The organism is Bacillus sp. FSL R5-0560 (assembly GCF_037966305.1).
Taxonomy (GTDB): domain Bacteria; phylum Bacillota; class Bacilli; order Bacillales; family Bacillaceae; genus Bacillus; species Bacillus mojavensis.
This window is the reverse complement of the sequence record NZ_CP150195.1, coordinates 1,873,712-1,898,752: the sequence shown is the minus strand read 5'-3', so window position 1 is coordinate 1,898,752 and position 25,041 is coordinate 1,873,712. Positions and strand designations below refer to the sequence as shown.

The following is a 25,041-nucleotide window of genomic DNA, read 5'->3' as shown; positions in this document are numbered from 1 at the left end:
ATATCAGAAAGGGTTCCATATAAATCGCTCTCTGCAATCAACTAAAATATGGAATTAAACACGCTTATTATTATGATTTGTGTCCACCAGTCAACCCTGCTCTGTGAAGCGCAGTTCCTGCAGGTGTATAAGAAACTGCTCTCAGAATCGCTTTTGATCCATATTTGCTTCTAATTCCATCCATCACAAACCCGAGTTTCCTTCTCTTTTCATTATTCACTTCAAATAAGCTCAACTGTTGATTAACATCATCCTCTATATTTGATAACGCAACTGAGATACTTCTCACTGTTTTCCCCGAGTAAAACTTATTAAAGAGCATCAAGCAGCATTTATAAATGTCCATGGTTATATTTGTGGGTAGATCAATTGTTTTGGCTCGATGAAATCCACCACCAAGCTCATCCTTGCTGTATCCAATTCCTAGGCTTATTGTTCGACCAACTTTATTATGCGTGCGTGCCCTTCTTGCGACTTCTTCACAAATCTCCAGAAGAACAGCCTTAATTTCTTCTCTCCTTGTGTAATCCCTCAGTAAGATCTGACTCTTACCAAAACTAATCTGACCTTGCATTAACGGTGCACCTATTTCTGATAAATCGATTCCATGAGCATGATAATACAACTGGTTCCCCATTATTCCGAACTTCTTTTCAAGCAGCTCTAAAGGAAATTTAGCTAACTGACCTACAGTTGATATCCCCATTCGGTTCAGGTTTCTTTCCATCCTCCCTCCTATTCCCCACATTTTAGACAACGGGTGAACCTTCCAGAGTTTATTTGGCACATCTTCATATCTCCAACGTGCAATACCACTCTTCGTTTTCTTACTCTCCAGGTCAAGCGCAAGCTTACTTAGCAACATATTGTCACCAATGCCTACTGTGCACATTAGGCCAAATTCTCTCCACATGCTGCTTTGAATTGCTTTAGCCATTTCTTCAGGATCTTCTTTTCCTGCATCTAAAAAAGATTCATCAATTGAATACGTATGGACACATTTTTCAGGAACAAATCTGTAAAACAGCTTTGTAATCTCAGTCGAAACTCTGATGAAAAGCTTCATTTGCGGATTTACAATGTGTATTCTTGGATCTTCAGGTATCTCAAATAGTCTCGATCCTGTTTTGATTCCAAAATCTTTTTTAAGTGCAGGAGATGCAGCTAATACTACACTTCCCTGTCTCTCCGTATTCCCTACAACGGCAAGATAACATGTTAAAGGATTAAGCCCCATTGTTACAGCCGATACAGAAGCATAAAAGGATTTCATATCGACACAAAGTATATTTTTACGTGGAAATTGTGAGTAATCAATCATTGTATGTGACTCCTATGATGTTATTCATGTTGATATAAACTGTATTGTCGTTCTGGTCTTTTACGTGAAGCTTTTGTTGTTCAAAATTAATGTAATGGACTCTGCCGGTGACATTTTCAACGAATCCATTGTTAAAGAGTTTGAATTTCAACTCTTTATTAAATTCAAGTGCCTCAGAGACGAGAATATCCATCTCTTCAATTTGTTGGTCATCTAAGGATGGCTTTTCAATTTTTGATACATCCATCAAATCTTGTTTAAGCTGCGTTAAATGTTCTGAAAGCATCATTGATGTCCATTTGATTGTTCCTCGATCTCTAAGCATATCGACTCACTCCTTCATTGATCTAATATTAACAGAACACACGTTCTTTATTCAATATAGATAAGAACAAAAGTTCGATGTAAATGGTGGTAATAAAATATAAAGGTCAATAATGATATACGTAGTATTAATAAAGGAGAGATTCTTTTCGACGAGGGAGAGTGTGTTGGTGAATGAAGAAGAGGTTAATTGGATTTTTGGTGTTAGTTCCTGTTTTGATTATGTCAGGTATAAATTTAACCGAAGCAAATAAAAAGTCCCCTTTGGAAGTAATTGATAGTATTCGGGATGAATTTGGTTTATTTAGTGTGCAAATTGGTCAAACAGATCCGGCAATTACAATTGGCATGGATCAAACCAAAAGTGAAGCAAAGCTCCGTGAATATTTAGAAGATAATCTGTCTAGAGAAGCAAAAGAAAAATATAAGATTTATATATTCAAAGATGATATTGATAAGTTGGAGAAAGAACATCGAGAGTATTTGAAAGCAAATAACCCTAATAAGTAAAACGCCCAGCACTTTTATTAAGCTGGGCATTGTTTTCATTATTTAAATAGAATTTCTATAAGCATTAATTGCTTCATTTCGTACCAGCATATTATTTTTATTAACCATGCCTAAGTTATAAGCTTTTTTGATAACACCTAATACCTGTGAATCCATTGTAGAAAGGTTTCCACCTGCAGTAAATCTTAATTTCCAGTCTTCTAAAGACTTATTCAAATCAAGCGTGCTTTTTTTATTCTCGGGTTTAACAATCTCATTTTTCTCAAGTTTTTCGCAAAACTCGTTAAAACCTATGGAAGATTGCTGGGTATTGTTCTGACCGTACCCTTCTGTAGCTAAGCTACAAAAAGCTAAGAATTTTGGATCTTTAGTTACATCATAATTAGAAGTACTAATCACCTGGTTCACTCTCTTTCAAAATCAATTTTTTGGCTATAAAGAAAAGTAGTACCTGAGCTTAGTGCTCTTATCTGAATTGAGTTATCTTGAAGTGCGTCCATAGGAATCTCAAAATATTTATCCCAGCCTATTACCACCTTATTTTGACCAAGGATAGCATCAGATTTAAACATTTTAGCTGTGCCGTCATACAACAGATTTTTACCATCTTTGCCTGTGATAACTGTTAACTTGGTATAACCCATAAACCGAGCTTTCACATATAGTTTATTTCCCTTCAAAACGTTTGGCGCTTTGGTTTGACTAAAAGTGATGTTATCCCAAGCAAAATCGTTTCCGTCTGATGTAATCCCTGTAATTTGTAGATAATAAAGTGGTGTTGCTTCTGCTGCTTTGGCTTTTGATGAATCAGTGAAAGCAAAAGCTACTACTGCTAGAAGAACAAGCAGAACATACGTAATTCTCTTCTTCATTTCCTAAATCCTCCTTGGTACAAGTTTACATGTTAAATATCGTCATTTGAAGAGAATTGTTTAATATTTGAAATGAAAAAAGAACTTGCATTTTGCAAGTTCTTTTCATATTGTCAATTTATTGTGAATTTTTAACGACAAGGATATTTATGTATAGTATAATATTTCCTGTACATTAAGTTTGCTCACTCAAGGGAGTCTTGCTCATCCCCTAATGAAAGGGGGTGGGAAAATGACTGTTTACGAATCATTAATGATAATGATCAATTTTGGCGGGTTGATATTAAATACCGTCTTGTTGATCTTCAACATAATGATGATTGTAACGTCAAGTCAAAAGAAAAAATAGACCTCCCTTGAGACTGGAAACCTTAAAGGGTTAGGTCTATCTAAGTTTATTTCTGCATCAGAGCAAGCCCTTTGATGGGCAGCTTTTTGTACATAGCCGGGGTGTTGGTAGCACCTTGGCCTTTTTTATTTTATGCATTTCATTAAACAAAATGCAAAAAATAATTATATAATTGTATCATTACCCTAATTATAACCATATAAAAATGGTATTTGCAATACTATTGCTTGGTGGATAAAACCATTATTTTATTTGGATTTCAAATTTTAAGCTGTATTACTGATTTAAGATACCTTCGGTGAATTTAAAAGTTTGTTTTAAATTGCGACCTTCTTGCCCCTTTTGAGACCATATAATTTGCACCTCTAATTCAGAAGCCTTATCAGCTAGTATAATGTTCTTAAACCTCAACGGTGAACCATCGTTTAGACTATCTGCCAGCTCTCTTGAACCTTCACTTTGTTTTTCACACTTTTCTTCAGGACAGCCAAAAAGTGAATATTTGGTGATCGAATTAGGATCATCTCTAAACAATTGTACATCCGCTGTGGCTGCTTCTTTCCCAATGTTTTTAATTTCAACTGAATATATTTTATACTCTCCTTTTTTAGGACGTGCAAATTTCTTTTCGTTTTTTGCTTCACTTAACTCTACTGACCATTGATCAGTTTTTTGTTTGGTGGGCAATTCCTTAAAAGAAGATGACGCTTCAGTCTTTGTTTGCACAAAAAACAATACAAGTAACAAGACACTTAATAAAAGTAACAACCTCTTCATTTCAGTTACCTACCTTCTTTTTTTATTATCTTGTCCAAAAAAAGTGTCTTATACATTGTTTTAACCAATAAAAAAACTCTCAAAAAGAGAGTTCAACATCGCAATACTTTTTTTAAGAGATTATTCAATTTCTACGCCATCATATGCATCGCCTAGTGATATAAAGTCATTCCTTAACCAATACCAATGTTTACCCTTATTCTCAAGCAGTCGCTGTATTAAATCGGTAAATGAGCTTGCTATCACCTGTGTTTCACCGACTATTCCATGTCGATCAAAAAAGCTGTCATAGCATTTTCCTTTTCTCTCTTCGTTTAAGTCAATTGTTAGATATTCTCCTTTTCCATCCGTGCAAACAATATACCACTCGGATGAAATGTCTTCTTCACAGAGTTCTCCAACAATAATGGGATTAGCCAATTTAAACTCATCTGGTCTAACTATGTATATTGGATAATCCGCATTTTCAAATAAAACTGCACCACCACATTGTTCATAAAATTCACTAATATCTATTGGTAGTTGATGTTTCTCGTCTAGTATTGGGAGACCATCAGCTTCAAACAGCCGACAATCTGATGTAGAAGCAATCTTCTTGATTAACATATCGATACTCATATCTATGTCCGCACCTACTTTCTAAAGTTGTATTGATTAAATGCATTATAATATTGCTGTCTTGCTTCTTTAGGAACTTTAGCAGCATCAAACATCTTCTCAGTAAGGTCTTGTATTTCCCTAGGCGATACTTCTTTCCAATTTACTTTGCCGCCAACTTTTTTCCCTGTTTTTTCGTACAACCATTCTCTATAAACTTTCTTGGTAGCATTGTGTTGCTCCTTAGTTAAAGCTACTGTTGGCGTATTACTACCTCTACTCACATAATTCCGAACATTATGTTTAGCCCATACATCCATTACACCGTGATGATTCTCTAAAGGACTGTTACTTGGTCTATAATCAACGACATCGAAAGGTTTTACTTCTTTATCTGACCCTTTAGCAAAACTCATTAGTTGATTTTTTAAGTTTGCTCCATCCACTACATTGTATGGCACGTCCCCTGCCATAGCAAGATCGTACTTAGGGTTATACGGAAGCAAATCTGGAATCTTAACGTCCTTAATTTTCTTCCCTGCTTGACTTGCTTTGTTTATCACTTTGCCCGCTGCATCTGCTTTGTTAATGGCTCCTGCACCTTTTGTTCCGACAACAGCTGCAGCCACTGAGCCAATTGCATACGTCACCCATCTTGATCTAGAATAGGCATCCCCATTCACCATATCTTTTTGATATGACTCTTCTATTGCTGCTGAAACAGCATCATATGTTTTGACTGGATGAAGAACTGCATTGCCCAGTGCTGACAATGTTTCTCCTGGATCGGTGATCAAGTCCCATATACCGGTTACAGTGTCTTTTCCAACATCGTATAAACCAACTCCTACACCTTTTACGATATCCCAGGTGATTTCTCCTGCTCCCTCTAGCTGCTTCGCTTGTTCGATTTGCACCGCAAGCTGAACTTGAGATGGCTCCAGATTCTCGTAGCCTACTTTCTTAGCGATCTCTAAATACTCATCAGGATCAGACATACCATCATTAAGTTTTTTCTTTAATTCTTTGATTTCTCGTTCTTTTGCTTCTTCTTTTTTCACACTTAAGTAAGCTTCAGAATGCTTCTCAATATCGCCTTTTTTCTTATGTATGTCACTTTCTCTGTACGCTTTAGCGTTATAGTGAATCGGGGTGGCGTTCTTCCCTTTGCCTGTTGATTCCTGCAGCTTTTTAAAGTCTTGCTGAATAAATTGTTCGTTTGGTTCTGTTTCAGCGTATTCTGTTTTTAAATCCTCATCAAGCTTGTTTAGCTTATCGATTGTTTTTTCACGTTTGTCATCTGCAGAAGAAAGTTTGTCTTTGAAGTCTTCTGTTGAGAATATTTCAAGGGGAAGAATATCATTGATGTCGTTTAATATGTCTTTCATTGCTTTTTTCTGTTCAGACATAATGGATTTTGATTTTGTATAAGCGTTAGCCAACTCGTGTTCTAGAAAGGATTCTTCTATGTAAGCATCAGACATCTTAGCATCTTCAAGTTTTGCAGAAACGCTGCTTAAGAAAGCAATTTTCATATCAATTAAATCAATCCATTGATCTGTAACACCGACATGATCTTGATAAAATGCTTTAATGTTGTCTGCGCCCTTACCGGAAAACTCGCTGTCATCTAGGTCAGCTACGTCCTTAAAGGCTTTTCTGAGCTTCACCATTTGTGACCTTAGTTCCTTGTACTCTTTGGTTCTTTTATCTGCTTCAGAGAGTAATGAATCAGCCTCAAATACCTTCATATCATTCTCCTTCCTATCCCTACTCTATGTAAATTTTACCACAATTATCTATTTGAATAACAGAAAAAGACAGCCAAAATGACCACCCTTTAATGATTAACATGTAAAACTAAAAAATCTTTGGGTGCATCTTTAATTTATGTTCTTATATTAAGCTTTAGCATCTCTTTCAAGTTCCCAATACTTATTTCCATTTGAGCTTAAAAGTCGATCAAACCAAATTTCAAAATTCGCCTTTAAATCTACTGCTTCATCAAAATGATCAATCGAATCCAAATAAAATAAGTAATCTAAGTCCCCTTTTCCATATCTATTCGAATCTATAACATACCTTCCATCAAAATGATATCCAATTAAAAACACTTTTCTGGTAGGTCTTCTGTTTCATTGTATTTCATAACATCTTCAATGCTGAGTATTTCGATTCCATCAAGAAACTCCAATCCATTATGTAGAGCTAAGAACTCCTTATAATCCTTCGGTAAACTTACATTAAAATGAGATTCTAATTTTCTAATTTCTTCTTCTGTTGCGGGTTCATTAAATTCAAATGTAGCATCTTCTAACACGAAGCCACCTGGTTGAATCATCGGAAAAGTGCCGTACTTGGAAATAGCTTCTTTAATACCTGCAATTGTCAAGTGAATAAGTTTGCCTTCTTCCATCAATGCTCCTCCTTTATGATCACTCCACTAAATTTCATCACACGAAATCATTGAATAGCGAAATTAAAAGAAATCCATTATTAGAAATCCCCGACACTATTTTCACATTCCCAAAACGGAAATGAACTTAGTTGAATCACTTTTTTCTCTTATCCATGATTGAAACTCAGTAATCATCGAAACTAACTGCTTTACATTAGTATCATAGTTTTCCATAAACTCTTCCTCAGAATAAATAAATGGAAACCCTAAAACATCTTTTAATGATTGAGATTGAGGATTATTAATTAAATATTGTTTTACATTCTCCAATTCTTTAATAATCAACTTCCATGTATCTATTTTTATTTCGTTGAAAGCAAAATAATCGAAGCTCTTAAAACACTTTTCAAAGACAGGCAAAAGATAGCCAAAGTTATCTTCTGTAAAGAAAATAGAAGAAGAATTCCAACATTCGTCTTTATACCTGTCAGGGAGAACCTCTATATAACAAGAACCCTCAAGGGTACTAACATCATAAATTATATTAATCACTTTATCCCTCTTTTTGAACATGATAAGACATCAATAGGTTATTAAGAAACAATTTTACTCATAATTGAAGCAGCATTAGTGGTGAACAAAATATAAGTGTTATTTGCTGTTTTAATCACTACTCTGTCCGTAGAGCCATAAGGAAACCCAATCCTTACTGCGCTCTCTCCCCTCCCCCCATAGTTTGGATCAAGGAATATATCGTTAATTTCTTTGATTGGAATTTCAATTTTGGATAGCTGCCAATTGATAATTAAGTTTTCATTTGATTTTTCAACGTTGATTCCAAGCATAATCACATTCCCTTTTTGAATATGAATTCAGTAAAATTTTAACACACGCCAAGAAGTCTTAAAGAGAAATGCGATGATATTAAGGAAAAATTAAATTCACAATAATTGGATACAGGATTATAATTATTGATGATCTACCGATATAGTTAGAGAACAAACATTCTAAAAGGGGAAATGAAATTGAAGAAAGTAATATTAGGCTTTGCTGTATTCACTTTAAGCTTATCATTAGCTGCCTGCGGCTCAAATGATACTGAAAAAAGCAGTACAGAACTTAAAGAAACACAACAAGTTTCTAGGGATGCTAAACAGACAGAACAAAAGGAAGCTAAAAAGGAAAAGGCTGCTGACAAATCTAAGGCAAAAGACAATAAGGAATTGGTCGATGTTACATTAGATAGAGCTGTTGATGGAGATACGATTAAGGTTAAATACAACGGGAACGTTGATACAGTTCGTTACTTACTAGTTGACACTCCTGAGTCTAAAAAGCCAGACTCTTGTGTTCAGCCATACGGTGAGGATGCATCTAAACGAAACAAAGAATTGGTTAGCGACGGCAAACTGCAATTAGAATTTGATAAAGGTGACCACCGAGATAAATATGGAAGATTGTTAGCTTACGTATATGTCGATGGCAAGTCTGTTCAAGAAACACTGTTAAAAGAAGGATTAGCCAGAGTAGCATATGTATATGAGCCAAATACGAAATACATAGACCAATTTAAGAAAGACGAGCAGGAAGCAAAATCAGAGAAGCTTTCAATTTGGAGTAAGAATGGATATGTGACTGACAAAGGATTTAATGGCTGTGTTAAACAGAAAAATACTGCGGTTAAAAAAGCGACAACATCTAAACCGGCAACATCTCAGCCTACAACTCCAAAGGTATCGAGTGACACTTCCACTTCAAGTGAAAATGATGCATCTTCCTCTTCTTCAGCGTCAACTGGAGAGACAGAAACGTTTAAAAATTGTACTGAGTTAAGAAAAAAGTATCCAAATGGAGTACCTAGCTCTCACCCTGCTTACCAATCTAAAATGGACAGGGATCATGACAACTATGCATGTGAACGATAAAAAAGGAGATAAGTGATGGCACAAAAATTTCATAAATTAAACTCTAAGTATGGAATCATAGATTACCCAATATTCTTAAAAGATCTTGAGTCTATCATTCAAGAGTTCCCTAAATCAGAAAGAAAGTTTTATGAATATGCAATTAAAGCTTTAAAAAAAGAAGTTGGAAAAAAGGAAAAGATTTTACATATGACTTCTGCTGATCCAAAGCTTACTAAATTTGGTTTTATGGTTATTACTGAAAAGAAACTTCTATTTGTTACTATGAAAGGCGGTATTTTCGGCGGTGCAGATACTGAAGTTGTTGAATTTAAAAGTATCAAAGAAGTTGATTTTGATATTGCCCCAAATCCATTGGGAATGGCTACAATGCAATTGGGCATTCTCCATTTAAAAATCAAAGGTAAGCTTGGTATGAGTAGCAAACGCACCATTAGAAATATTGATGAACATTCTCTTGATAAAATAGTAGCTATACTAAGACAGCAAACAAATTAAAAAGCCCGTTTTTGGGCTTTTCTTTTTTTATTTAGCAACAAACATTAAAAACCCTCCTCTAAAAAGAGGAGAGGAATATTTTATAGAGAACCCCAGATAGATTTACCACCTGTATGTCCGGTTTTTTCATGTATAGTTCTATTTACTAATTGCAATCTGCCTGTATTTTCGTGGTGGTGCCATATATACCCTCGTGGAGTTTTCCCATTTTTAATGTCTTGAATCTGATACTTATTGAATTTTTTCGCATGCTCCCAAGTATTAATTGCCTTCTTCAAAGATGCGTTTGCATTCTTAAATTGTGTACCATTTGAAGATTTAATTAGACTCATAGGGAGATTGTAATTGTATTTAGATGCGAAAACAGGAAAACCTTTAGAATTAAATTTCACACCAGTCTTAGGATGCTTCTTTCCTGCGAGCTTACCATTTCTGACTGCAATTTTCTTTGTTGTTGACTTTAACGTCTGCTTAACTAAGAGCTTACCTCCGACACGACTAACAACAGCAATTGCAGGTGGAATTAACCAAGCCCACTGAGCATGATAAGATTCGTCCTCACCTACATCATCAGTTTCTGGTTCAGTGGCGCTTTCAGTCGGAGTTACAACATTCTCTTCAAATTCACTATCAGGAACACTTTCGTCTTCATTGATTTCTTCTTGCGTAGCTCCATCTTCTAATAAATCCTCATCTTCATAGACAGGGGCATCTGCTAAATTATCATAATACGAATCTTCCGAAACATCAGAGTAATCTTCGTATGTATCCTCTTCGTAGTTAAAGTCATCCTCATACTCTTCATACTCGGGATCAACCGGATTTTCATCTGATCCTAGAATTGTCTCTGTCCCAGATTGAACCGGTTGCTCAATTGACTGTGCTTCAGCAAAGTTCGGTAACACAAAAGTTAGCAGGAGAAGCAAACTCAAAACGACACTCAAAATCTTCCGATAGCTTTTCATTAATTCCCTCTTTTCTTTAGGATTTTTAACACATTCCCATTCTAGTACAAATGTTGTTAAAAATAAACAAAAAGAGGAAAATAATACTCATTTTACAAAAAGTCTTTAAGTTGATCTAATATAATCCCAGTATCTTCATTTCTGGACTTTCCTAACTCCTGAGCAGCTTCTTGAACCACAGTTTTTAAATTATTCGACTTTATTTGTTGTGAGCATGAAGAAACAACTGACATCAATACGTCAGCCAATTCAAAAGCCATGTCACCTTGTGCCCCTATGGAATTATCATTAATAATGTTCAGCAACCACTTTAGGTCTTCGACACTTTGGATTGGAAAAAGAGAAATCCTATGAATCTCCATAGGGTTCTTATTAGCAAGAATTTTTTCGACTTCTTCCTTCTGAATAGCATCTGGATCATTTGGATCAATACTTGGTATTTCATCAAAATCTAAATTTTCGTCTTCTTGAACTTCTTGGTATTCATGTGTATAGAGTTTAGATAAGAATTCATCAAATGAATCTGCAATCTTAAAATCATTATTTAATTCTAAGTCAAAGTAATGAACAGGTGGATTTTCATTAGTTAGACGATAATCTAAGGCTACCCAATTATGCCCATCTCCCTGTATTAACAATAATCTTTGTGGTAACCCCCACTCTTTAATTAGGTACTCACTCTCTAAGATTCCTATATCCTTTCCTATACCTCTAATATGATCAACTTCAATATGATCGTCTGCCCAAGATGTTTCCTGATCTGTTGGGAACGCATTAAAATTAATTAATCCACCATTTTGCTGAATGATCAATTTTTTATATTGTTCAGGCAAAGTTAAGTTTAACTCTTGTTCAACATTCTTTATTTCATCTTCACTGATGTCTTTTAACCTAAAAGGATCATATTCACTGTTCTCCCAAATCTCACTCATGGTATTACCTCCTATGGGCTATGTAATGATACTTCAAGACATATACGCTTTTAAATTCGGAAAGTTTCATTGAAATTAGTGCTGGAAATTAAAACAGGCGGTGAGGCTTATCTTAGAAGAAAAGCCAGAGAGTATGTGAGGGAACTCTCTGGCCTATAGTGGCTGATATACCAACTATGATACATATACAGGATACTTTATATTTGCGAGGTATTCAAGCAGCTTTCAGGTTTAAATAAAATGTGAATTTTATTGAGATCAGCTCCTAATAACTATGTATATAAAACTTAATTTCTTTCTAATCACAAAAATAAAGATTTGTTGTCCAGCAATAATGAGCAGTAGAAGAATTATTACCCATACATAAATGTTCAGGCTAAGCAAGAATGTTCCGATTGCTGGGAATAATTTTGGGAACATAGCAATTAGTATCGTTACGATTGCTCCAAAATTGTTAGAGATCAGTGGTGAAATTACGTTTTTTGTTTGACCCATTATTATTTCCTCCTAATAATTTTTTTAGATTTTGTAGGATAATTGCAGGTTTGACAGGTTGAAATTTTCCTCACAAGCATTATAAATAGTTAGTTGCGATATTTTAACAGAGTTTTGAAAGTACACTGTTTTATCCTAATGTTCCTTCATAGTCAATGATCCACCCCCTCTCTCATATGCTCAATAGATAATATGCACGTCGAATAAATGTCGCGCAAATTTCTTCCGTCATTAATAACTGCGAGGTTAGATTCGAAATGGCACAACCTTTTCACTAAGTCTTATCGCCCTTCATAAGTAAAACCCCATCGGTGTATTCGATTTTGCGACATCAGAAGTAAAACTTTTCCTCCCTCATTAATAACTGCGTATAAACTTTTCAAAACGGACATTTTTTCGCTGAAATTTCTTCGTTCATTATTAACTGCGTATGCACTTCGAAAAACAAAAAAATACCCCGACTTTTGAAGACGAGGTCTGATTTAAGAATTATTCGATTTATCATAAACGAGTTACACGAGTATAATTGTCCAACATACTTACTGTTTCAATAAGACTATATACTCCTCACTTTTTATACTGATTTTTAAAGGTTAAGTGTTGAATTCCCTGATCTTTAAAAACTTGACGAATATAAGGTGGAGAATAACCGTAAGCCCGACTAATTTCCTTCAGGCTCATTTTATTATTGAAATGTAGATCATAAAGAAAAGCAAAGTCTTTGGTTCGTCTACGCTTAGACAACTCCGGAAATGAAAGCTTGTCCACATTTTGAGCTTCAAATAAATCCAATATAATCCAATCTGAAATATTTAGTTCCTTAGATATCTCTCCTACAGTTTTAAGCTCTTCAAAGTGCATTTTTTTGATCTCATTAAATCGCTCTAAATATTGCTGCCATACGTATTTATACTGGCGTTCAGGCTTAGGGATATCGAGTTGGGAAGTGGCATAAAAGTTAAAACCATGTGCTTCACGAGCGTGTCAATCGCTTCTTTCCCAAAGTCCTTTTCGCCGCCTCTTGCAAGGGAATAGGCTTCGTCTATAAATAATATGCCGCCTAATGACTTTTTGATTAAATCCCTCGTCTTTTGGGCGGTGTGGCCAATGTATTCCCCGACCAAGTCAGCACGTTCCGCTTCGATCAGGTGACCTTTAGACAGTACGTTCATTTCAAAGAACAGCCGGCCGATAAGCCGCGCAACTGTCGTTTTCCCAGTCCCTGGATTCCCTTTAAACATCATATGCAGCGCTTGCTTTCCCACCTTTAAGCCTTGTTCCGCACGTTTTTGATTGACAAAAATCCATGCGTATATTTCCTTAATGTTTCGCTTCATTTCCTCCATTCCAACCAGTGTGTTCATCTCTTTTTCTATTTCCTTCAAAATGCCGTGCTTAGCTTCGTTTTTTTGCAAAGCGGCTTGATACTCCGCTTCTGCCTCAGCATTTGTCAGCACCTGCTTTTGTCCGTTAAGAATAATGTTGATCTGTCCGTTGTTTTTATAAGTCACAGCGCGCTCCAACATTTTCACCTCTCAATTCTCTCTATATGATATTCAAGCGTATGCCTTATGTGACAAACGCCTATCATGTGTCGAAACAAATGCTTTTTTTCGGGAACCATGGGGAATCCTGCGCTTTCCCGAGAAATACTTTATTTCTTATTGTATTCACGGACACAGGGTGGACAAACCAAGAGATTTTATTTTTAGCAAATTTGTTAGAACACACAGCTATGAAGGTGATATTTCTTTGATGTATAAACCTCCGTCAGTATATTCTCGATGCCGGCCTCTGTTATTTCTATTTGTAAAACAGTATATTGCGCAGATATGCTTGGGATGAGCTGATGAATTTGTGAATCATCAGATGTATGAAAGTATAACGTGTCCCCTTTCACTTCAGTAGGTTGACATGAAAGTGAATTCCAGTCTGCATAACGGCGTTTACTTCAACAGCCAAGCTTCCCTTACTGTTCGTCAATTGTGACAGCTTTTCTTTTGGTCCGTCGAATGTGATTTCTCCCTCATCAATCAGGATGATCCGTTTATATAAACGTTCAATGCCATCAATTGATGAGAGGTGAGAAAATCGTCGTTTTATCCTCAGTATTTACGTGATGAAGAAATTGCTGTATTCTACTTTTCACAACGATATCCTAAACCGATTGTCGGCTCATCGAGCAAGAGGATTTTGGCGTGATGTATAAAAGCAGCTACAGCTTCCCCTTTCATTCGACCGGTGTGTCTAAGAAACCTTCCATGTCTAAACATCGAAATAAAATCACTCATTCTTTCCTTATAATCTTTGTCTGGCACTTGGTATATCGCCTTTAACAGTAAACGAATCCCGAAATGGAGGAACGCACCATAGCTGTGTAAAAAAAGCAGACTTTTAGCAACCTTCCTGTCGCATCCTGTTGATTTGTGCGCTTTCCCGAGAAATAATTTTACGTGTAACAAGGGTTAATTTCCTCATTTTTCAGCCGGATGATAATCGTACAAGCAGAAGCCGTCTTTTTTCATATCCTGTAATGAGGTGATGGAGAATGGTTAAAATTTTTATCGATCCAGGTCATGGCGGGTCCGACCCAGGCGCAACAGGCAATGGTCTTCAAGAAAAAACGTTAACCCTGCAAATTGCGTTAGCTTTACGCACTATATTGACGAATGAGTATGAGGGTGTCACTGTGCTGCTGAGCCGGACAAGCGACCAATATGTCAGCTTAAGCGACCGGACAAATGCTGCAAATAACTGGGGAGCAGATTTCTTTTTATCCATTCACATTAATGCCGGGGGCGGAACAGGTTTCGAAAGCTACATTTATCCGGGAGTCGGAGCACCGACAACGACTTATCAATCGGAGATTCACTCTGAAGTCATACAAGCTGTCGACTTTTCCGACCGCGGCAAAAAAACAGCAAACTTCCACGTATTAAGGGAATCCTCAATGCCTGCCCTGCTTACGGAAAACGGTTTTATTGATACGGTTACAGATGCGAACAAGCTTAAAACGAGCAGCTTTATTCAAAGCTTGGCAAGAGGTCATGCAAACGGGTTGGAGCAAGCCTTCAGCCTTCAAAAGACATCCGACTCAAGATTATATAAGGTTCAAATTGGCGCTTTTAAGGTCAAAGCAAATGCGGACAATCTTGCAAGCAGCGCAGAGTCTAAGGGCTTTGACGCCATTGTGCTCTTGAAGGACGGATTATATAAGGTGCAGATCGGCGCATTTTCCTCCAAAGATAATGCTGACGCCCTTGCCGCCAGAGCAGATAATGCCGGGTTTGACGCTGTGGTCATCCAAGAGTCATAATATTGCTGTAGACGAGCATGCCTGATAAAAAAACCCGGTTCCTCTTCATGAGAAACCGGGTTTTTTTATTCAAGAATGTCAACCACAAATTGCGACCATGTTTCCAGTCGGTTATAAATGTCTGTTTGTTTTAGTTCCGAAATTTTCATCCATTTACCCGCAATTTGCTCTTTCTCTTTGACTTCCACATGTGAGCCGGGCTTTAATTGAAGCGCAGATAGTATACCGATATGCACTTTACCGACACTGTTGTCATCATCATTGATCAAACCTAATGTGATAATGGCCTGCTTATCCTCTTCCTCGATTTGCAGTTCTTCATCAAGCTCCCGGTCTGTGTTCAGCTTTAAGACCTCGGCAAAAGAAGCGGCTCCTTCAATATGATTCATATGGCCGCCAAAGCCAAGAGAAAGCTTATTGTGAAGACGTGATTCCCCGCCGCCAGCCAGCCGCTCATAGAGGAAAACTTCATCCTCGCGTTTAATGACGACATAAGGAATCGGCTGCTTATAATGAGGATCTTCTTCGGCGTCTCCCCTTCTCATTTCACGATAGGTCGCCTCAATTTGAGCCATAATTTCTGCTACTCGGGCATCTTCACTGTTTACGCCTTGAAAAGTCAATTTTTCTTTTTTAAACACTTCATCGCGCGGAGCGACCAAAATGATTTCGTCCATTTTTCCCATGATTACTGCGTCCTCCTATTTCAACCTTCAAGCCGAAAAGAGCAGATATTATATCTGCTCTTTTTCATCATCAAAGAAAAAGTCGTCGTCTTTGATCGGCTCAACGGTCGCCTTTTTGTACCCGTTCCCCTTCATGGAGAAGAAGTCATGTGATTTTGTTTTTGTATTTAATCCGTTTAAAACGATCGGATTAATATCTTCCTCTTCAAAGTACGCATCAAATCCAAGGTTCATCAGCGCTTTATTCGCATTATAGCGAATGAACTTCTTGACATCGTGTGAGAGTCCGACTTGGTCATATAAGTCCTCGGTATACTCAAGCTCATTCTCATAAAGCTCATTCAAAAGGTCAATGGCAAATTCGCGAAGTTCTGCTTTTGTCTCTTCTGTCTGCTTATTGTAGATTTCTTGAGCGAGAAGTCCGACATAAACACCGTGAATCGCTTCATCACGAAGGATCAGGTTGATGATTTCACCGCTTTGCATCAGTTTTCCTTGTCCGTAGAAATATAACGGATAATAGAAACCGCTGTAGAATAGGAAGCTTTCTAAATACACCGATGCAACCATGGCTTTAAACAGTGAAATCTCATCATCTTTTTTAATCGCTTTGTAGAGTCCGACGATGATTTGCGCTTTTTTCTGCAAAAATTTGTTTTGTTTGACCCATTCGAATACTTCATTAATCGTTTCAGTCGGTGCCAGTGTCATGAAAATATTAGAGTACGATTTTGCGTGAACGGCGTTCTCCATCATCGCCATAAAATTCAGCACGGCTTTCCGCTGGTGGCCGTCTACGTGTTCAGCCACGATCGGCATTCCTGTATTCCCCTGCTCTGTATCAAGAAGAGTCAATCCGGCCAGTACCTTCATATACGTATCTTGCTCGTTTTTCCCGAGGTACTTCCATGTGAGGAGATCGCCGTTTAAAGCAATCTCTTCCGGAAGCCAGAACTGTTTCACATTTTGGTTATAGAACATTTGGGTAAAGTCGTCTTCATGCTTTGACCAGTTTGCTGCGTCATAAATTTTCGTCACTATAAACTCTCCTTTAATCAAACAACACAAGAAAGGCAGCTGTCTTGCCCAGTATCTTTCGTTCTTGCATAGTAAATGGTTTTAATTCCTCTGTGATGTGCATACAAATCAATCCGGTTTAAATCACGAGTCGTCATTGTATCTTTTAGGAACAATGTAAAGCTGATTCCCTGATCAACGTGCTGCTGGATTGTCGCGATCATATCTACGACTTTGAACATATCCATATCATAGGCTTCTTTGTAGAAGAACCAGTTATTAGATGCAAGCCCAGGCATTGGGTAGTACGTTTTTGAGTTGCCGTATGTTCTTTCTTCAATTCGTTCCATAATGGGCATGACAGATGCCGTGCTTGACTGAACGTATGAAATCGAGCCTGTCGGCGCAATGCATAATCTGTAGCTGTGATACATGCCGTGTTCAGCGACAAATGCTTTTAATTGCTTCCAGTCCTCTGCCGTCGGGATATGCATACCTTCAAACAGATTTGCGATTTTTTCGTATTTCGGTGAGAAATCAGTTGAAACGTACTTATCGAAATATTCACCGGTAGCATAGGTTGATCCTTCATATTGATCAAACGTCTCGCCCTTCTCTTTTGCGATCTCCGCAGAACGCTGGATAGAGTAGAAGTTCACCATCATAAAGAATGTGTTCGCAAAGTCGCGCGCTTCTGGACTTTCATACGCGATGCCGTTTTGCGCAAGGTATCCGTGAAGGTTCATCGCGCCGAGACCGATTGATTTCATCGCTTTGTTTGCCCGTCTTACAGCAGGCGCATTACGGATATCAGTCGTTTCAGAAACGTGAGTTAAAGAATCAGTCGCAAGCTTAACAGTCTTTTCAATCGATTTGTGCTCCATCACGTTGAGAATGTTAAGCGATCCCAGGTTGCAGGAAATATCCAAACCGATTTCATCTTCTACATCGTAGTCTGTGTAAGAAGAAACCTGAGATGCCTGCAGCACTTCGGAGCAAAGGTTAGAAAATTTCACCTTTGAAATATGGTTATTCGCATGTACTTTGTTGACATTATCCTGGAACATGATGTATGGATAGCCTGATTCAGAACGAAGCACCGCCAGTTTTTCAAGCAATTTCCGCGGGTTGATTTTCTCTTTTTTCACCCGAGGGTTGTCGACGAACTTGTCGTACATTTCATTCATGTCCATTTCGTCCATGTGCTGTCCATACTCTTTATAGATGGTATGCGGATAGAATACATAAGCCGCTTTGTCCTCACGCGCAAGCTCAACGAACTTGTCCGGAATGACCACACCGATAGAAAGTGTTTTGACGCGCACATCCTCGTCGGCAGAAATCTTTTTCGTATCGAGAAAATCATTGATATCGCGATGGAAAATGTTTAAATACGCCGCGCCAGATCCTTGTCTTTGTCCCATTTGGTCAGCATATCGGAACGCGTTATCAAGAAGCTTCATGACGCCTACAACGCCTTTTGTGGCATTCTCAACATCTTTGATGGCTTCACCTTTTGCGCGAAGCTTGGACAGGTTAAGAGAAACCCCGCCGCCCAGTTTAGAAAGCTGCATGGAAATATCGATCGCTCTTGAAATGTCGTTTAAAGAATCATTGACTTCGAGCAAGAAGCAGCTCACAAGTTCTCCGCGGCGTTTTCTGCCCGCGTTTAAAAATGTCGGTGTGCTCGGCTGATATTCCTGATTAATCATCAGGTTCACATATTCTTTTGCTTTCTCAGTGTCGCCGTTTGCGAAGAACAGCGCAACAATTGAGATCCGGTCCTCATAACGCTCGAGGATTTTTTTCTTGTCATTCGTTTTCAAAGCATAGTCATTATAGAATTTAAACGCACTCATGAAGGAAGGAAAACGAAACTTCTTAGCGTAAGCTGTCTTAAACACTTCTTTAATGTCTTCAAAAGAATAAAGGCTTAAAAACTCTTCTTCATAGTATTGATTTTCAATCAAATAATCCAGCTTCTCTTTTAAATCGTGAAAGAATACTGTGTTTTGATTGATATAATCTACAAAATAGCTATGTACAGCCTCTTTATCCTTATCAAACTGAAATTTTCCATCTTTTTGGATCATGATTTCGTTATTTAACTGGATCCATTTTGGCACTTGATTTTGTGACAACTCTTTCTACCTCCTGAGTAAACAATTCAACGTCTTTAGATGTGCCGCTGAGTTCAAATTTGTGCAAAATCGGCACCTGATATTGTCTTGAAATAGTATCGGCGCTTTTCGCAAAGTTATCGCCCCATACTTTATTGCCGCTCGCAGCGACGCCTAATAAGAGATGGGCGTATTTTTCGAGAAATGATTGTGTTGATGCCGGTACTTGGCCGAAGTTTGTCGTGTAGGTGACCAAAACAAACGGAGTGTCCAGATGGTCAATTTCGTCCACCTTGCGGATCTGCTGAAGGCCTATCTTATTTACAAAGCGCTGAACATTCCCTGTTTTTGAATCAAATATGATTTGTACCACGTTTTATCACGACCTATCAAAAAATATGAATCTCTCAACCACTAACACTATATATAGTATACTACCCTCTGGCAAAAACACAATATATAGATTCGTTTTAATAAAAAATTCATATTTTCTCTCTGGCACCCTCATCAGGGCCCAAAAAAGAGAGCAGAACGAGAATCATCTCTCATCCTACTCGAAGTGTCGTTTTTAAGCCGATGTATATCATAACACGAAAAAAAACTGCTTAGTAGTCTAGATTTTTTTTTCTTATACTGTCACAGCATTTTTCGCTTTCGACAGTTTCTTCTATTTCTGCGTCAGCGCCGATTTCTTCTAAAACTGCCTTCAATGCGCTTATAATTGAGGCTTCTCTGATTAATTCTTTTCCATTAACAATAATACTCGTTCCATATTCATAGCAGGAATCGTCTTCACAGATTTCTTCCCAGTGATTGACAACAATCTTATGCTTCATCATTTCACCCTCTGTATGTTCTGTGTCAGTATTCAGTTTAGCGGCCTGCGTCTGCTTTGTAAAATTCCATGCTTGTGAATTTTATTCAAGCTCATCAGATGGATACTCTTTTTTAAGCTTTACCTTGTTATCAGCCTCATTATACTCATAAATTTCTATATTGCCGTCATTTACGATTCCAAAATGGTTATTTTCGAGCGGAAATGAGCTTGGCTGGGGCGTTTCATAAGAATCTCCGCTATCTGTTTCAATCACTGTCTCATCTCTCCCGCACGCACCAAACAATAAGAATACGGCAATCCAGACAAGTGCAATTCTGATTCGTCTTAACTCCGCTTCGAATTCAGAAAACATTCATTAACTCCCCTAACATTCAAATTTTTTACATTATATACATTTCACCCCTTTTTATGTTCTCATTATCAAGTAGACCACGCAAGATAAAATAAACAAGAGAGGCTGCTAGTTTCTCAGCCCCTCTATTTCTTACTTCTGTACATAAATAGATACTGAACCCCCATTTACATGAAACTCTCCCCATCCATCAGAACCAATCGTAACAGGAGCGGAGCGGTTCCCAGTGATGTCATACCATGTCTCGCCGGCATTTTGCTTCCCGACGTACATCCTCTTTGACCCGCCGGGACCGTCTGTGATTAAAGCGGCCAATCCTGATTGGGCGGCGGATTGATCACCTTCCCTCGTCCAGCCAATCACATCCTCATGATCAAAATAATCATGCTGGGTCCCGTATGCATAATGTTTACGTGCTTTTAAGATAGGTTCTATTTTATTTTTGAGCACCGGAATTTCCCTTGATGATGAACCCTTTGTTCCATACATATCTCCATAGAAAACCTGCGGGTAACCAGCCTCTCTCGTTAATATGAAGGCATACGCGAGCGGCTTAAACCATGTTTGTACAGTCGACTCCAAAGATTGCCCCGGCTGTGTATCATGATTTTCCACAAAGGTCACCGCTTGCATAGGATGCTTCGCTACGACAGTGCCGTCCAGCAAATGTCTCATATCATAACCGCCCCCTTGTGAGGATGCAGCCTGCAAATGATAATGAAGCGGAACATCAAAAACGGATTGCTTAAAATCAGTTTTATTCAAATAGTTTTCGAGTTCGTTCAGGTTATTTTGCCAATACTCTGCAACTGTAAACATTTCCTTTCCTGTTGATTGCCTGACTGCCTTTACCCAATCACTCAGAAACGAAAATTTAATGTGTTTAACAGCGTCGAGCCGAAAACCGTCGAGTTGAAGCTCGTTCGCATACCAGGTACCCCATCTTTTTGTTTCTGCGACAACATCCGGATGATCATAGTCGACGTCTGCATACATCAAATAATCGTAGTTGCCGTTTTCCCTGGATACTTCCCAATCCCATACCTTTCCATCCCCTTGAAATTTATAGATGCGGTTCAGCTTTCGGGATTCGTCCCAATCTGCTCCGTCGAAATGATACCAATGCCACTTAAAATCGCTGTACGTGCTTCCGCGGCTTGGGTAATGAAAGTCTGTCCATGCTTTTATTTGATACTCTCCTGATATTTCCTGATTCCTATCGTTCGGATTCACTTCGACCGCCCTTACATCTTCTGTTGCATCCGCGCCCGCCTTATGATTCAAAACGACATCACCATATACTTGGATGTTTTGCGAATGCAGGGAGCTGATCGCTGACTGAAGCTCATGCTTTGTGCCGTATTTTGTCCTCACCGTCCCTTTTTGCTGAAATTCTCCTAAATCGTACAAATCATATGGGCCATATCCATTGTCAGATTGACTTGTTCCTTTGTATGCAGGAGGAATCCATACAGCAGTGATTCCGATTTCAGATAAATGCCCCGCATCTTCTTGCAAACGTTTCCAATGTTGTCCGTCATTAGGCAGGTACCATTCAAAGTACTGCATCAGCGTGCCGTTTATGCTTGCTGCCCAAGTTTTAGATACCGGTAGCGCGACAAACAGCAGTGTTAACAAAACCACCAGTCCGCATGATACGGCACGTTTTCGTTTGTGAATCATTTTCCTCTCCCCTTTCCAGCATAATCACAAATCATTGTACCTTAATATGAAATTTACACAAATAACCAAATTCCTATATTTTTTGTAATCTCTATAGGAGCTTCTGCGACACAAAAAACCTCGGGCTGAAAGCCCGAGGTTCTTCTATTTCTTTATATCTTTGTATGGTCTATTCTAATTCAAGCTGGACGTTTTTTTGCGGTGCAAAAGTCGAGATCGCATGTTTATATATAAGCTGCTGCTTACCTTCCGATTCTAGCAATACGGTAAAGTTATCAAAGCCTTTCACCTGGCCGCGCAATTGAAAGCCGTTCAGTAAAAAAACAGTGACATACGTATTTTCTTTGCGGATTTGATTCAAAAACTGATCCTGAATATTAATCGGTTTCATGTTTCGTCCTCCTTGATTCTCTATATCATACAGTTTCGATTAAAGTTGCAGTTTTCCTGCTATATGTGTGAAAATTTCCTTTTTTTTCAGCTCAATATCAACAGGCGGTGTCATATCGAACCACTCAATCGGCATTTTGTTGCGAAACCACGTCAGCTGGCGTTTCGCATACCGTCTGGAGTTTTGCTTTAATTGCTCGACAGCCTCAAAAAGTGTCACAAATCCGTCAAAATATGCGTACAGCTCCTTGTAGCCGATCGCCTGTATCGATTGACAGTCCCTCAATTTTCGGTCGTAGAGCTGTTTCACTTCCGGAAGAAGTCCGGCTTCCATCATCAGGTCGACCCGCTGATTAATTCTTTCATAAAGCGTGTCTCTGTCCATTGTAAGCCCGATTAATACAGCATTGTACAGCAGCTCCCGCTTTTGCTCTTTTAAATGCTGCGACATCGTTTTACCAGATGTATGTAAAATCTCCAGTGCGCGAATCACTCTTCTTGTATTATTCGGATGAATCGCTTTTGCTGCCTCCGGATCAGCCGCAGCCAGTTTAGCGTGAAGGAATTCCGCCCCCTTCTGCCCCGCAGCCTTCTGCATTTCTTCCCGAAACGCCGGATCGTTCGCCTCTTCCGTAAATGTATAATCGTAAAGGACGGATTGAATATAAAGCCCCGTACCGCCGACAATCATCGGAAGCTTTCCTCTGTTTGCAATTTCGCTGATTTTATTTCTGACCAAGCCTTGATAATCCGCGGTGGAAAACGAATCTGCCGGATCTAGAATGTCAATCAGATGATGAGGCACACCTTCTGTCTCCTGTTCAGAGATTTTAGCTGTCCCGATGTCCATTCCTTTATAAACCTGCATGGAGTCTCCGCTGATAATTTCCGCGTTCAAAGCCTTAGCAAGCTGAATGCTTAAATTGGTTTTCCCCACTGCCGTTGGTCCGACTAATATGACAACGGGCTGTTTCTTATTTTTCACTATGTATCACTCTCTTTTACAAATCTCCCCCCATTATAGCATTCATCATATATAATCACCTATCCATTTTGCCCTTTTTTTGCAGCAGTAAACATCTCTTTTACCAGCCAAGAGGCTCATTTCCGACGATCTCCCGTGTCTTACCTTTCAAATGATGGCGATGCGTCTTCCTGGTTTGATTTCGGGGATCGTACACAACGCCTCCGTAACGGATCTGAATCGGCTCGTTATAAGCGAGATAAGTGTTTTCTTCAATTTCGTGATAATGCGTGCCGTCAGCCCGTGGAATGGCAGGGCCTGAGATCCCGTAATAGCGGTGGAAATGGCCATTTTCAAACGAAGTAATCCCAGTGAAATAGTGTGTATGGCGATCCGTATTCGTTCCGTTTGCCGGCTGAGTAAAACCTTCAATGATATGATAATGCCCCTCTTCGCTGGTCGTTTTCGCTCGATAAGCATGTACGTGAGGCGGCGCCTTGGCCCAGTCAGATTGATACAGGCCCAATCAGTTCACTCTCCTTCTTTTTGAGCTGAACGCCCAATCAAATTTAGATAGGCTGAATACACTGCATCATCTATACTTTATTATTGGAGGAAAGAAAAAATGAACGAAGTGGAGCATTTCATTGCTGGAAATGATGCAAGAATCTTTGGCAGACCAGGGTTTGGCTACGGATTTGGAAGACCTTGGGTTAGACCTGGGTTTGGCTATGGCTTTGGACGGCCATTTGGATTTTACGGAGGACCTTTTTTTGGCGGTTTGGTAGGCGGACTTGTAGGAAGCGCTTTATTTAACCCTTATTTTTATGGCGGATATCCATATCCTCCGTACCCATATTACTATTAAACCCGGCAGCCCCTTATAAAAGGGGTCTTTTTTATCCCCCGAACCTGAGGTAAAATGAATCTCTTGACTCATACATAGGTTTACACTAATATTTTTCTAGCTGATGATCTTTTCATTAACTTACATTTATCATATTTTGAGTGAGGGGGATTACGATGATGATCGGATACTTATTCCTCACAATTGCCATATGCTCAGAATCAATCGGAGCAGCCATGCTGAAAGTGTCTGACGGCTTCAAAAAGTGGAAGCCGAGTGCATTGGTCGTGATTGGTTATTCCCTTGCCTTTTATATGCTGTCGCTGACCCTAAACCGCATCCCTCTAAGCCTTTCATATGCGACATGGAGCGGCGTGGGTACGGTGCTGACGGCCGTGATCGGGGCGAAATTTTTCAAAGAAAAACTGAATGTAAAAGGACTTATTGGGATTGGTCTATTAATTTCAGGTGTTGTGCTGCTTAATTGGCAGTAAGGGAGTGTTGTATATGAGAGGATTTCTTTATTTGGCTCTTGCCATATTATCTGAGGTATTTGGGAGCACAATGCTCAAATTCTCCGAAGGCTTTACACAATTCTGGCCTATTATCGGAGTGGCTGCCGGATTTCTGTCCGCTTTCACGTTTTTAAGCTTTTCTTTAAGAACCATAGACTTATCAAGCGCATACGCCACTTGGTCCGGTATCGGGACGGCGCTTACAGCGGTAGTCGGTTTTTTGCTTTTTGGCGAAACTGTCAGCTTGAAGGGTATATGTGGGCTAACACTCATCATTGCAGGCGTTGTGCTGTTAAATCAGTCAAAAGCCCCTAATAAAGAAAAAAAGCAGACGGCCTGTCATTGACCGT

31 protein-coding genes and 2 pseudogenes are annotated in these 25,041 nt (G+C 38.7%); 8 read left to right on the top strand and 25 right to left on the bottom strand.

What is annotated here, in order from left to right; translation table 11 throughout:
* Positions 1 to 70 precede the first annotated feature (70 nt).
* Positions 71 to 1,321 carry a UV damage repair protein UvrX gene (locus tag NST56_RS09835; RefSeq protein WP_339181591.1) on the bottom strand — a complete coding sequence of 417 codons (1,251 nt, stop codon included), beginning with the start codon at positions 1,319 to 1,321 and terminating at the stop codon, positions 71 to 73.
* Entirely contained in the window at positions 1,314 to 1,646 is a 333-nt protein-coding gene (locus NST56_RS09830; protein WP_339181589.1) for a YolD-like family protein, read from the bottom strand. Before NST56_RS09830 ends, NST56_RS09835 begins: the two co-directional genes overlap by 8 nt.
* 173 nt (positions 1,647 to 1,819) lie before the next feature.
* Here NST56_RS09830 and NST56_RS09825 point away from each other — a divergent pair, with 173 nt between their 5' ends.
* Positions 1,820 to 2,155, top strand: a complete 336-nt coding sequence (locus tag NST56_RS09825; RefSeq protein ID WP_339181586.1) for a hypothetical protein — start codon at positions 1,820 to 1,822, stop codon at positions 2,153 to 2,155.
* Positions 2,156 to 2,197: 42 nt separating this feature from the next.
* Here NST56_RS09825 and NST56_RS09820 read toward each other — a convergent pair whose 3' ends face one another.
* Positions 2,198 to 2,554: a hypothetical protein gene (locus NST56_RS09820; protein ID WP_339181583.1), complete on the bottom strand. Its 357-nt coding sequence runs from the start codon at positions 2,552 to 2,554 to the stop codon at positions 2,198 to 2,200.
* Between the two features lie 5 nt (positions 2,555 to 2,559).
* On the bottom strand, positions 2,560 to 3,027 hold the full coding sequence (locus NST56_RS09815) for a DUF4879 domain-containing protein (protein WP_166851697.1): 468 nt from the start codon (positions 3,025 to 3,027) through the stop codon (positions 2,560 to 2,562).
* A gap of 232 nt (positions 3,028 to 3,259) precedes the next feature.
* Here NST56_RS09815 and bsrG point away from each other — a divergent pair, with 232 nt between their 5' ends.
* Positions 3,260 to 3,376, top strand: a complete 117-nt coding sequence (gene bsrG / locus NST56_RS09810) for a type I toxin-antitoxin system toxin BsrG (RefSeq protein ID WP_009967548.1) — start codon at positions 3,260 to 3,262, stop codon at positions 3,374 to 3,376.
* Positions 3,377 to 3,652: 276 nt separating this feature from the next.
* Here the strand turns inward: bsrG and NST56_RS09805 are convergent, their stop codons facing one another.
* From NST56_RS09805 to NST56_RS09780, 6 genes and pseudogenes are all read right to left on the bottom strand, one after another.
* Positions 3,653 to 4,153 (bottom strand): hypothetical protein, encoded by a 501-nt coding sequence (locus NST56_RS09805; protein ID WP_339181576.1) that lies wholly within the window; start codon positions 4,151 to 4,153, stop codon positions 3,653 to 3,655.
* Positions 4,154 to 4,273: 120 nt separating this feature from the next.
* Positions 4,274 to 4,771 carry an SMI1/KNR4 family protein gene (locus NST56_RS09800; protein ID WP_268287019.1) on the bottom strand — a complete coding sequence of 166 codons (498 nt, stop codon included), beginning with the start codon at positions 4,769 to 4,771 and terminating at the stop codon, positions 4,274 to 4,276.
* Between the two features lie 14 nt (positions 4,772 to 4,785).
* Entirely contained in the window at positions 4,786 to 6,501 is a 1,716-nt protein-coding gene (locus tag NST56_RS09795; protein ID WP_339181571.1) for a ribonuclease YeeF family protein, read from the bottom strand.
* Positions 6,502 to 6,651: 150 nt separating this feature from the next.
* Positions 6,652 to 7,166: pseudogene (locus NST56_RS09790) on the bottom strand (SMI1/KNR4 family protein).
* Positions 7,167 to 7,268: 102 nt separating this feature from the next.
* A complete protein-coding gene (locus NST56_RS09785; RefSeq protein ID WP_268374085.1) occupies positions 7,269 to 7,700 on the bottom strand; it encodes a hypothetical protein in 432 nt (143 codons plus the stop codon).
* A 41-nt stretch (positions 7,701 to 7,741) separates the two neighbouring features.
* Positions 7,742 to 7,993, bottom strand: a complete 252-nt coding sequence (locus tag NST56_RS09780; RefSeq protein WP_339181567.1) for a hypothetical protein — start codon at positions 7,991 to 7,993, stop codon at positions 7,742 to 7,744.
* Positions 7,994 to 8,173: 180 nt separating this feature from the next.
* Here NST56_RS09780 and NST56_RS09775 point away from each other — a divergent pair, with 180 nt between their 5' ends.
* Positions 8,174 to 9,073, top strand: coding sequence for a thermonuclease family protein (locus NST56_RS09775; RefSeq protein ID WP_339181565.1), 900 nt, complete (start codon positions 8,174 to 8,176; stop codon positions 9,071 to 9,073).
* A gap of 15 nt (positions 9,074 to 9,088) precedes the next feature.
* Positions 9,089 to 9,571: a PH domain-containing protein gene (locus tag NST56_RS09770; protein ID WP_339181561.1), complete on the top strand. Its 483-nt coding sequence runs from the start codon at positions 9,089 to 9,091 to the stop codon at positions 9,569 to 9,571.
* Between the two features lie 80 nt (positions 9,572 to 9,651).
* On the opposite strand, the gene NST56_RS09765 is transcribed toward NST56_RS09770, so the two are convergent.
* The 5 genes and pseudogenes from NST56_RS09765 to NST56_RS09745 all read right to left on the bottom strand — a co-directional run.
* Positions 9,652 to 10,536 carry an HNH endonuclease gene (locus NST56_RS09765; protein ID WP_268291982.1) on the bottom strand — a complete coding sequence of 295 codons (885 nt, stop codon included), beginning with the start codon at positions 10,534 to 10,536 and terminating at the stop codon, positions 9,652 to 9,654.
* Between the two features lie 92 nt (positions 10,537 to 10,628).
* Complete coding sequence (locus NST56_RS09760) at positions 10,629 to 11,468, bottom strand: SMI1/KNR4 family protein (RefSeq protein WP_339181556.1); 840 nt, start codon at positions 11,466 to 11,468, stop codon at positions 10,629 to 10,631.
* Between the two features lie 258 nt (positions 11,469 to 11,726).
* Complete coding sequence (locus tag NST56_RS09755; RefSeq protein WP_339181553.1) at positions 11,727 to 11,963, bottom strand: hypothetical protein; 237 nt, start codon at positions 11,961 to 11,963, stop codon at positions 11,727 to 11,729.
* A 567-nt stretch (positions 11,964 to 12,530) separates the two neighbouring features.
* Complete coding sequence (locus tag NST56_RS09750; RefSeq protein ID WP_339181551.1) at positions 12,531 to 12,824, bottom strand: AraC family transcriptional regulator; 294 nt, start codon at positions 12,822 to 12,824, stop codon at positions 12,531 to 12,533.
* A 104-nt stretch (positions 12,825 to 12,928) separates the two neighbouring features.
* Positions 12,929 to 13,489, bottom strand: a pseudogene (locus NST56_RS09745) (AAA family ATPase); the annotation flags it as partial.
* Positions 13,490 to 14,511: 1,022 nt separating this feature from the next.
* On the opposite strand from NST56_RS09745, the gene NST56_RS09740 reads away from it, so the two are divergent.
* Positions 14,512 to 15,279, top strand: coding sequence for an N-acetylmuramoyl-L-alanine amidase (locus NST56_RS09740; protein WP_010334340.1), 768 nt, complete (start codon positions 14,512 to 14,514; stop codon positions 15,277 to 15,279).
* Positions 15,280 to 15,344: 65 nt separating this feature from the next.
* Here NST56_RS09740 and NST56_RS09735 read toward each other — a convergent pair whose 3' ends face one another.
* The 10 genes from NST56_RS09735 to NST56_RS09690 all read right to left on the bottom strand — a co-directional run bounded on the left by NST56_RS09735 (position 15,345) and on the right by NST56_RS09690 (position 23,855).
* Entirely contained in the window at positions 15,345 to 15,965 is a 621-nt protein-coding gene (locus NST56_RS09735; protein WP_010334339.1) for a hypothetical protein, read from the bottom strand.
* A gap of 48 nt (positions 15,966 to 16,013) precedes the next feature.
* Positions 16,014 to 17,003, bottom strand: a complete 990-nt coding sequence (gene nrdF / locus NST56_RS09730; protein ID WP_010334338.1) for a class 1b ribonucleoside-diphosphate reductase subunit beta — start codon at positions 17,001 to 17,003, stop codon at positions 16,014 to 16,016.
* Positions 17,004 to 17,020: 17 nt separating this feature from the next.
* Complete coding sequence (gene nrdE, locus NST56_RS09725; RefSeq protein ID WP_010334337.1) at positions 17,021 to 19,123, bottom strand: class 1b ribonucleoside-diphosphate reductase subunit alpha; 2,103 nt, start codon at positions 19,121 to 19,123, stop codon at positions 17,021 to 17,023.
* The gene (gene nrdI / locus NST56_RS09720) at positions 19,083 to 19,475 is read right to left on the bottom strand and encodes a class Ib ribonucleoside-diphosphate reductase assembly flavoprotein NrdI (protein WP_168747910.1); all 393 of its coding nucleotides are present in this window, start codon (positions 19,473 to 19,475) and stop codon (positions 19,083 to 19,085) included. Before nrdI ends, nrdE begins: the two co-directional genes overlap by 41 nt.
* Before the next feature lie 232 nt (positions 19,476 to 19,707).
* Positions 19,708 to 19,938: a hypothetical protein gene (locus NST56_RS09715; RefSeq protein ID WP_010334335.1), complete on the bottom strand. Its 231-nt coding sequence runs from the start codon at positions 19,936 to 19,938 to the stop codon at positions 19,708 to 19,710.
* A gap of 81 nt (positions 19,939 to 20,019) precedes the next feature.
* On the bottom strand, positions 20,020 to 20,292 hold the full coding sequence (locus NST56_RS09710) for a YmzC family protein (RefSeq protein ID WP_168747909.1): 273 nt from the start codon (positions 20,290 to 20,292) through the stop codon (positions 20,020 to 20,022).
* A 132-nt stretch (positions 20,293 to 20,424) separates the two neighbouring features.
* On the bottom strand, positions 20,425 to 21,975 hold the full coding sequence (gene amyS / locus NST56_RS09705; protein WP_339181545.1) for an alpha-amylase: 1,551 nt from the start codon (positions 21,973 to 21,975) through the stop codon (positions 20,425 to 20,427).
* Between the two features lie 169 nt (positions 21,976 to 22,144).
* Complete coding sequence (gene hfq / locus NST56_RS09700; protein WP_003221097.1) at positions 22,145 to 22,366, bottom strand: RNA chaperone Hfq; 222 nt, start codon at positions 22,364 to 22,366, stop codon at positions 22,145 to 22,147.
* A gap of 39 nt (positions 22,367 to 22,405) precedes the next feature.
* Positions 22,406 to 23,350 (bottom strand): tRNA (adenosine(37)-N6)-dimethylallyltransferase MiaA, encoded by a 945-nt coding sequence (miaA, locus tag NST56_RS09695; protein WP_339181542.1) that lies wholly within the window; start codon positions 23,348 to 23,350, stop codon positions 22,406 to 22,408.
* A 100-nt stretch (positions 23,351 to 23,450) separates the two neighbouring features.
* Positions 23,451 to 23,855, bottom strand: a complete 405-nt coding sequence (locus NST56_RS09690) for a YmaF family protein (protein ID WP_029441282.1) — start codon at positions 23,853 to 23,855, stop codon at positions 23,451 to 23,453.
* A 99-nt stretch (positions 23,856 to 23,954) separates the two neighbouring features.
* On the opposite strand from NST56_RS09690, the gene NST56_RS09685 reads away from it, so the two are divergent.
* From NST56_RS09685 to NST56_RS09675, 3 genes are all read left to right on the top strand, one after another.
* On the top strand, positions 23,955 to 24,197 hold the full coding sequence (locus NST56_RS09685; protein WP_010334330.1) for a hypothetical protein: 243 nt from the start codon (positions 23,955 to 23,957) through the stop codon (positions 24,195 to 24,197).
* Positions 24,198 to 24,352: 155 nt separating this feature from the next.
* Positions 24,353 to 24,670 (top strand): multidrug efflux SMR transporter subunit EbrA, encoded by a 318-nt coding sequence (gene ebrA, locus NST56_RS09680; protein WP_010334329.1) that lies wholly within the window; start codon positions 24,353 to 24,355, stop codon positions 24,668 to 24,670.
* Positions 24,671 to 24,683: 13 nt separating this feature from the next.
* Entirely contained in the window at positions 24,684 to 25,037 is a 354-nt protein-coding gene (locus NST56_RS09675) for a multidrug efflux SMR transporter (RefSeq protein ID WP_168747902.1), read from the top strand.
* Positions 25,038 to 25,041: the final 4 nt, after the last annotated feature.

Bases quoted from the DNA above. Each gene is read 5' to 3' on its own strand.
- NST56_RS09780 (WP_339181567.1), bottom strand. From the start codon at position 7,993: ATGCTTGGAATCAACGTTGAAAAATCAAATGAAAACTTAATTATCAAT.
- NST56_RS09795 (WP_339181571.1), bottom strand. From the start codon at position 6,501: ATGAAGGTATTTGAGGCTGATTCATTACTCTCTGAAGCAGATAAAAGA.
- NST56_RS09715 (WP_010334335.1), bottom strand. From the start codon at position 19,938: ATGAAGCATAAGATTGTTGTCAATCACTGGGAAGAAATCTGTGAAGAC.
- NST56_RS09675 (WP_168747902.1), top strand. From the start codon at position 24,684: ATGAGAGGATTTCTTTATTTGGCTCTTGCCATATTATCTGAGGTATTT.
- NST56_RS09825 (WP_339181586.1), top strand. From the start codon at position 1,820: ATGAAGAAGAGGTTAATTGGATTTTTGGTGTTAGTTCCTGTTTTGATT.
- NST56_RS09760 (WP_339181556.1), bottom strand. From the start codon at position 11,468: ATGAGTGAGATTTGGGAGAACAGTGAATATGATCCTTTTAGGTTAAAA.
- NST56_RS09740 (WP_010334340.1), top strand. From the start codon at position 14,512: ATGGTTAAAATTTTTATCGATCCAGGTCATGGCGGGTCCGACCCAGGC.
- amyS (WP_339181545.1), bottom strand. From the start codon at position 21,975: ATGATTCACAAACGAAAACGTGCCGTATCATGCGGACTGGTGGTTTTG.
- NST56_RS09755 (WP_339181553.1), bottom strand. From the start codon at position 11,963: ATGGGTCAAACAAAAAACGTAATTTCACCACTGATCTCTAACAATTTT.
- NST56_RS09735 (WP_010334339.1), bottom strand. From the start codon at position 15,965: ATGGGAAAAATGGACGAAATCATTTTGGTCGCTCCGCGCGATGAAGTG.
- NST56_RS09750 (WP_339181551.1), bottom strand. From the start codon at position 12,824: ATGCACTTTGAAGAGCTTAAAACTGTAGGAGAGATATCTAAGGAACTA.
- NST56_RS09765 (WP_268291982.1), bottom strand. From the start codon at position 10,536: ATGAAAAGCTATCGGAAGATTTTGAGTGTCGTTTTGAGTTTGCTTCTC.
- NST56_RS09805 (WP_339181576.1), bottom strand. From the start codon at position 4,153: ATGAAGAGGTTGTTACTTTTATTAAGTGTCTTGTTACTTGTATTGTTT.
- bsrG (WP_009967548.1), top strand. From the start codon at position 3,260: ATGACTGTTTACGAATCATTAATGATAATGATCAATTTTGGCGGGTTG.
- NST56_RS09815 (WP_166851697.1), bottom strand. From the start codon at position 3,027: ATGAAGAAGAGAATTACGTATGTTCTGCTTGTTCTTCTAGCAGTAGTA.
- NST56_RS09835 (WP_339181591.1), bottom strand. From the start codon at position 1,321: ATGATTGATTACTCACAATTTCCACGTAAAAATATACTTTGTGTCGAT.
- NST56_RS09770 (WP_339181561.1), top strand. From the start codon at position 9,089: ATGGCACAAAAATTTCATAAATTAAACTCTAAGTATGGAATCATAGAT.
- NST56_RS09830 (WP_339181589.1), bottom strand. From the start codon at position 1,646: ATGCTTAGAGATCGAGGAACAATCAAATGGACATCAATGATGCTTTCA.
- ebrA (WP_010334329.1), top strand. From the start codon at position 24,353: ATGATGATCGGATACTTATTCCTCACAATTGCCATATGCTCAGAATCA.
- NST56_RS09800 (WP_268287019.1), bottom strand. From the start codon at position 4,771: ATGAGTATCGATATGTTAATCAAGAAGATTGCTTCTACATCAGATTGT.
- hfq (WP_003221097.1), bottom strand. From the start codon at position 22,366: ATGAAACCGATTAATATTCAGGATCAGTTTTTGAATCAAATCCGCAAA.
- NST56_RS09685 (WP_010334330.1), top strand. From the start codon at position 23,955: ATGAACGAAGTGGAGCATTTCATTGCTGGAAATGATGCAAGAATCTTT.
- NST56_RS09710 (WP_168747909.1), bottom strand. From the start codon at position 20,292: ATGTTTTCTGAATTCGAAGCGGAGTTAAGACGAATCAGAATTGCACTT.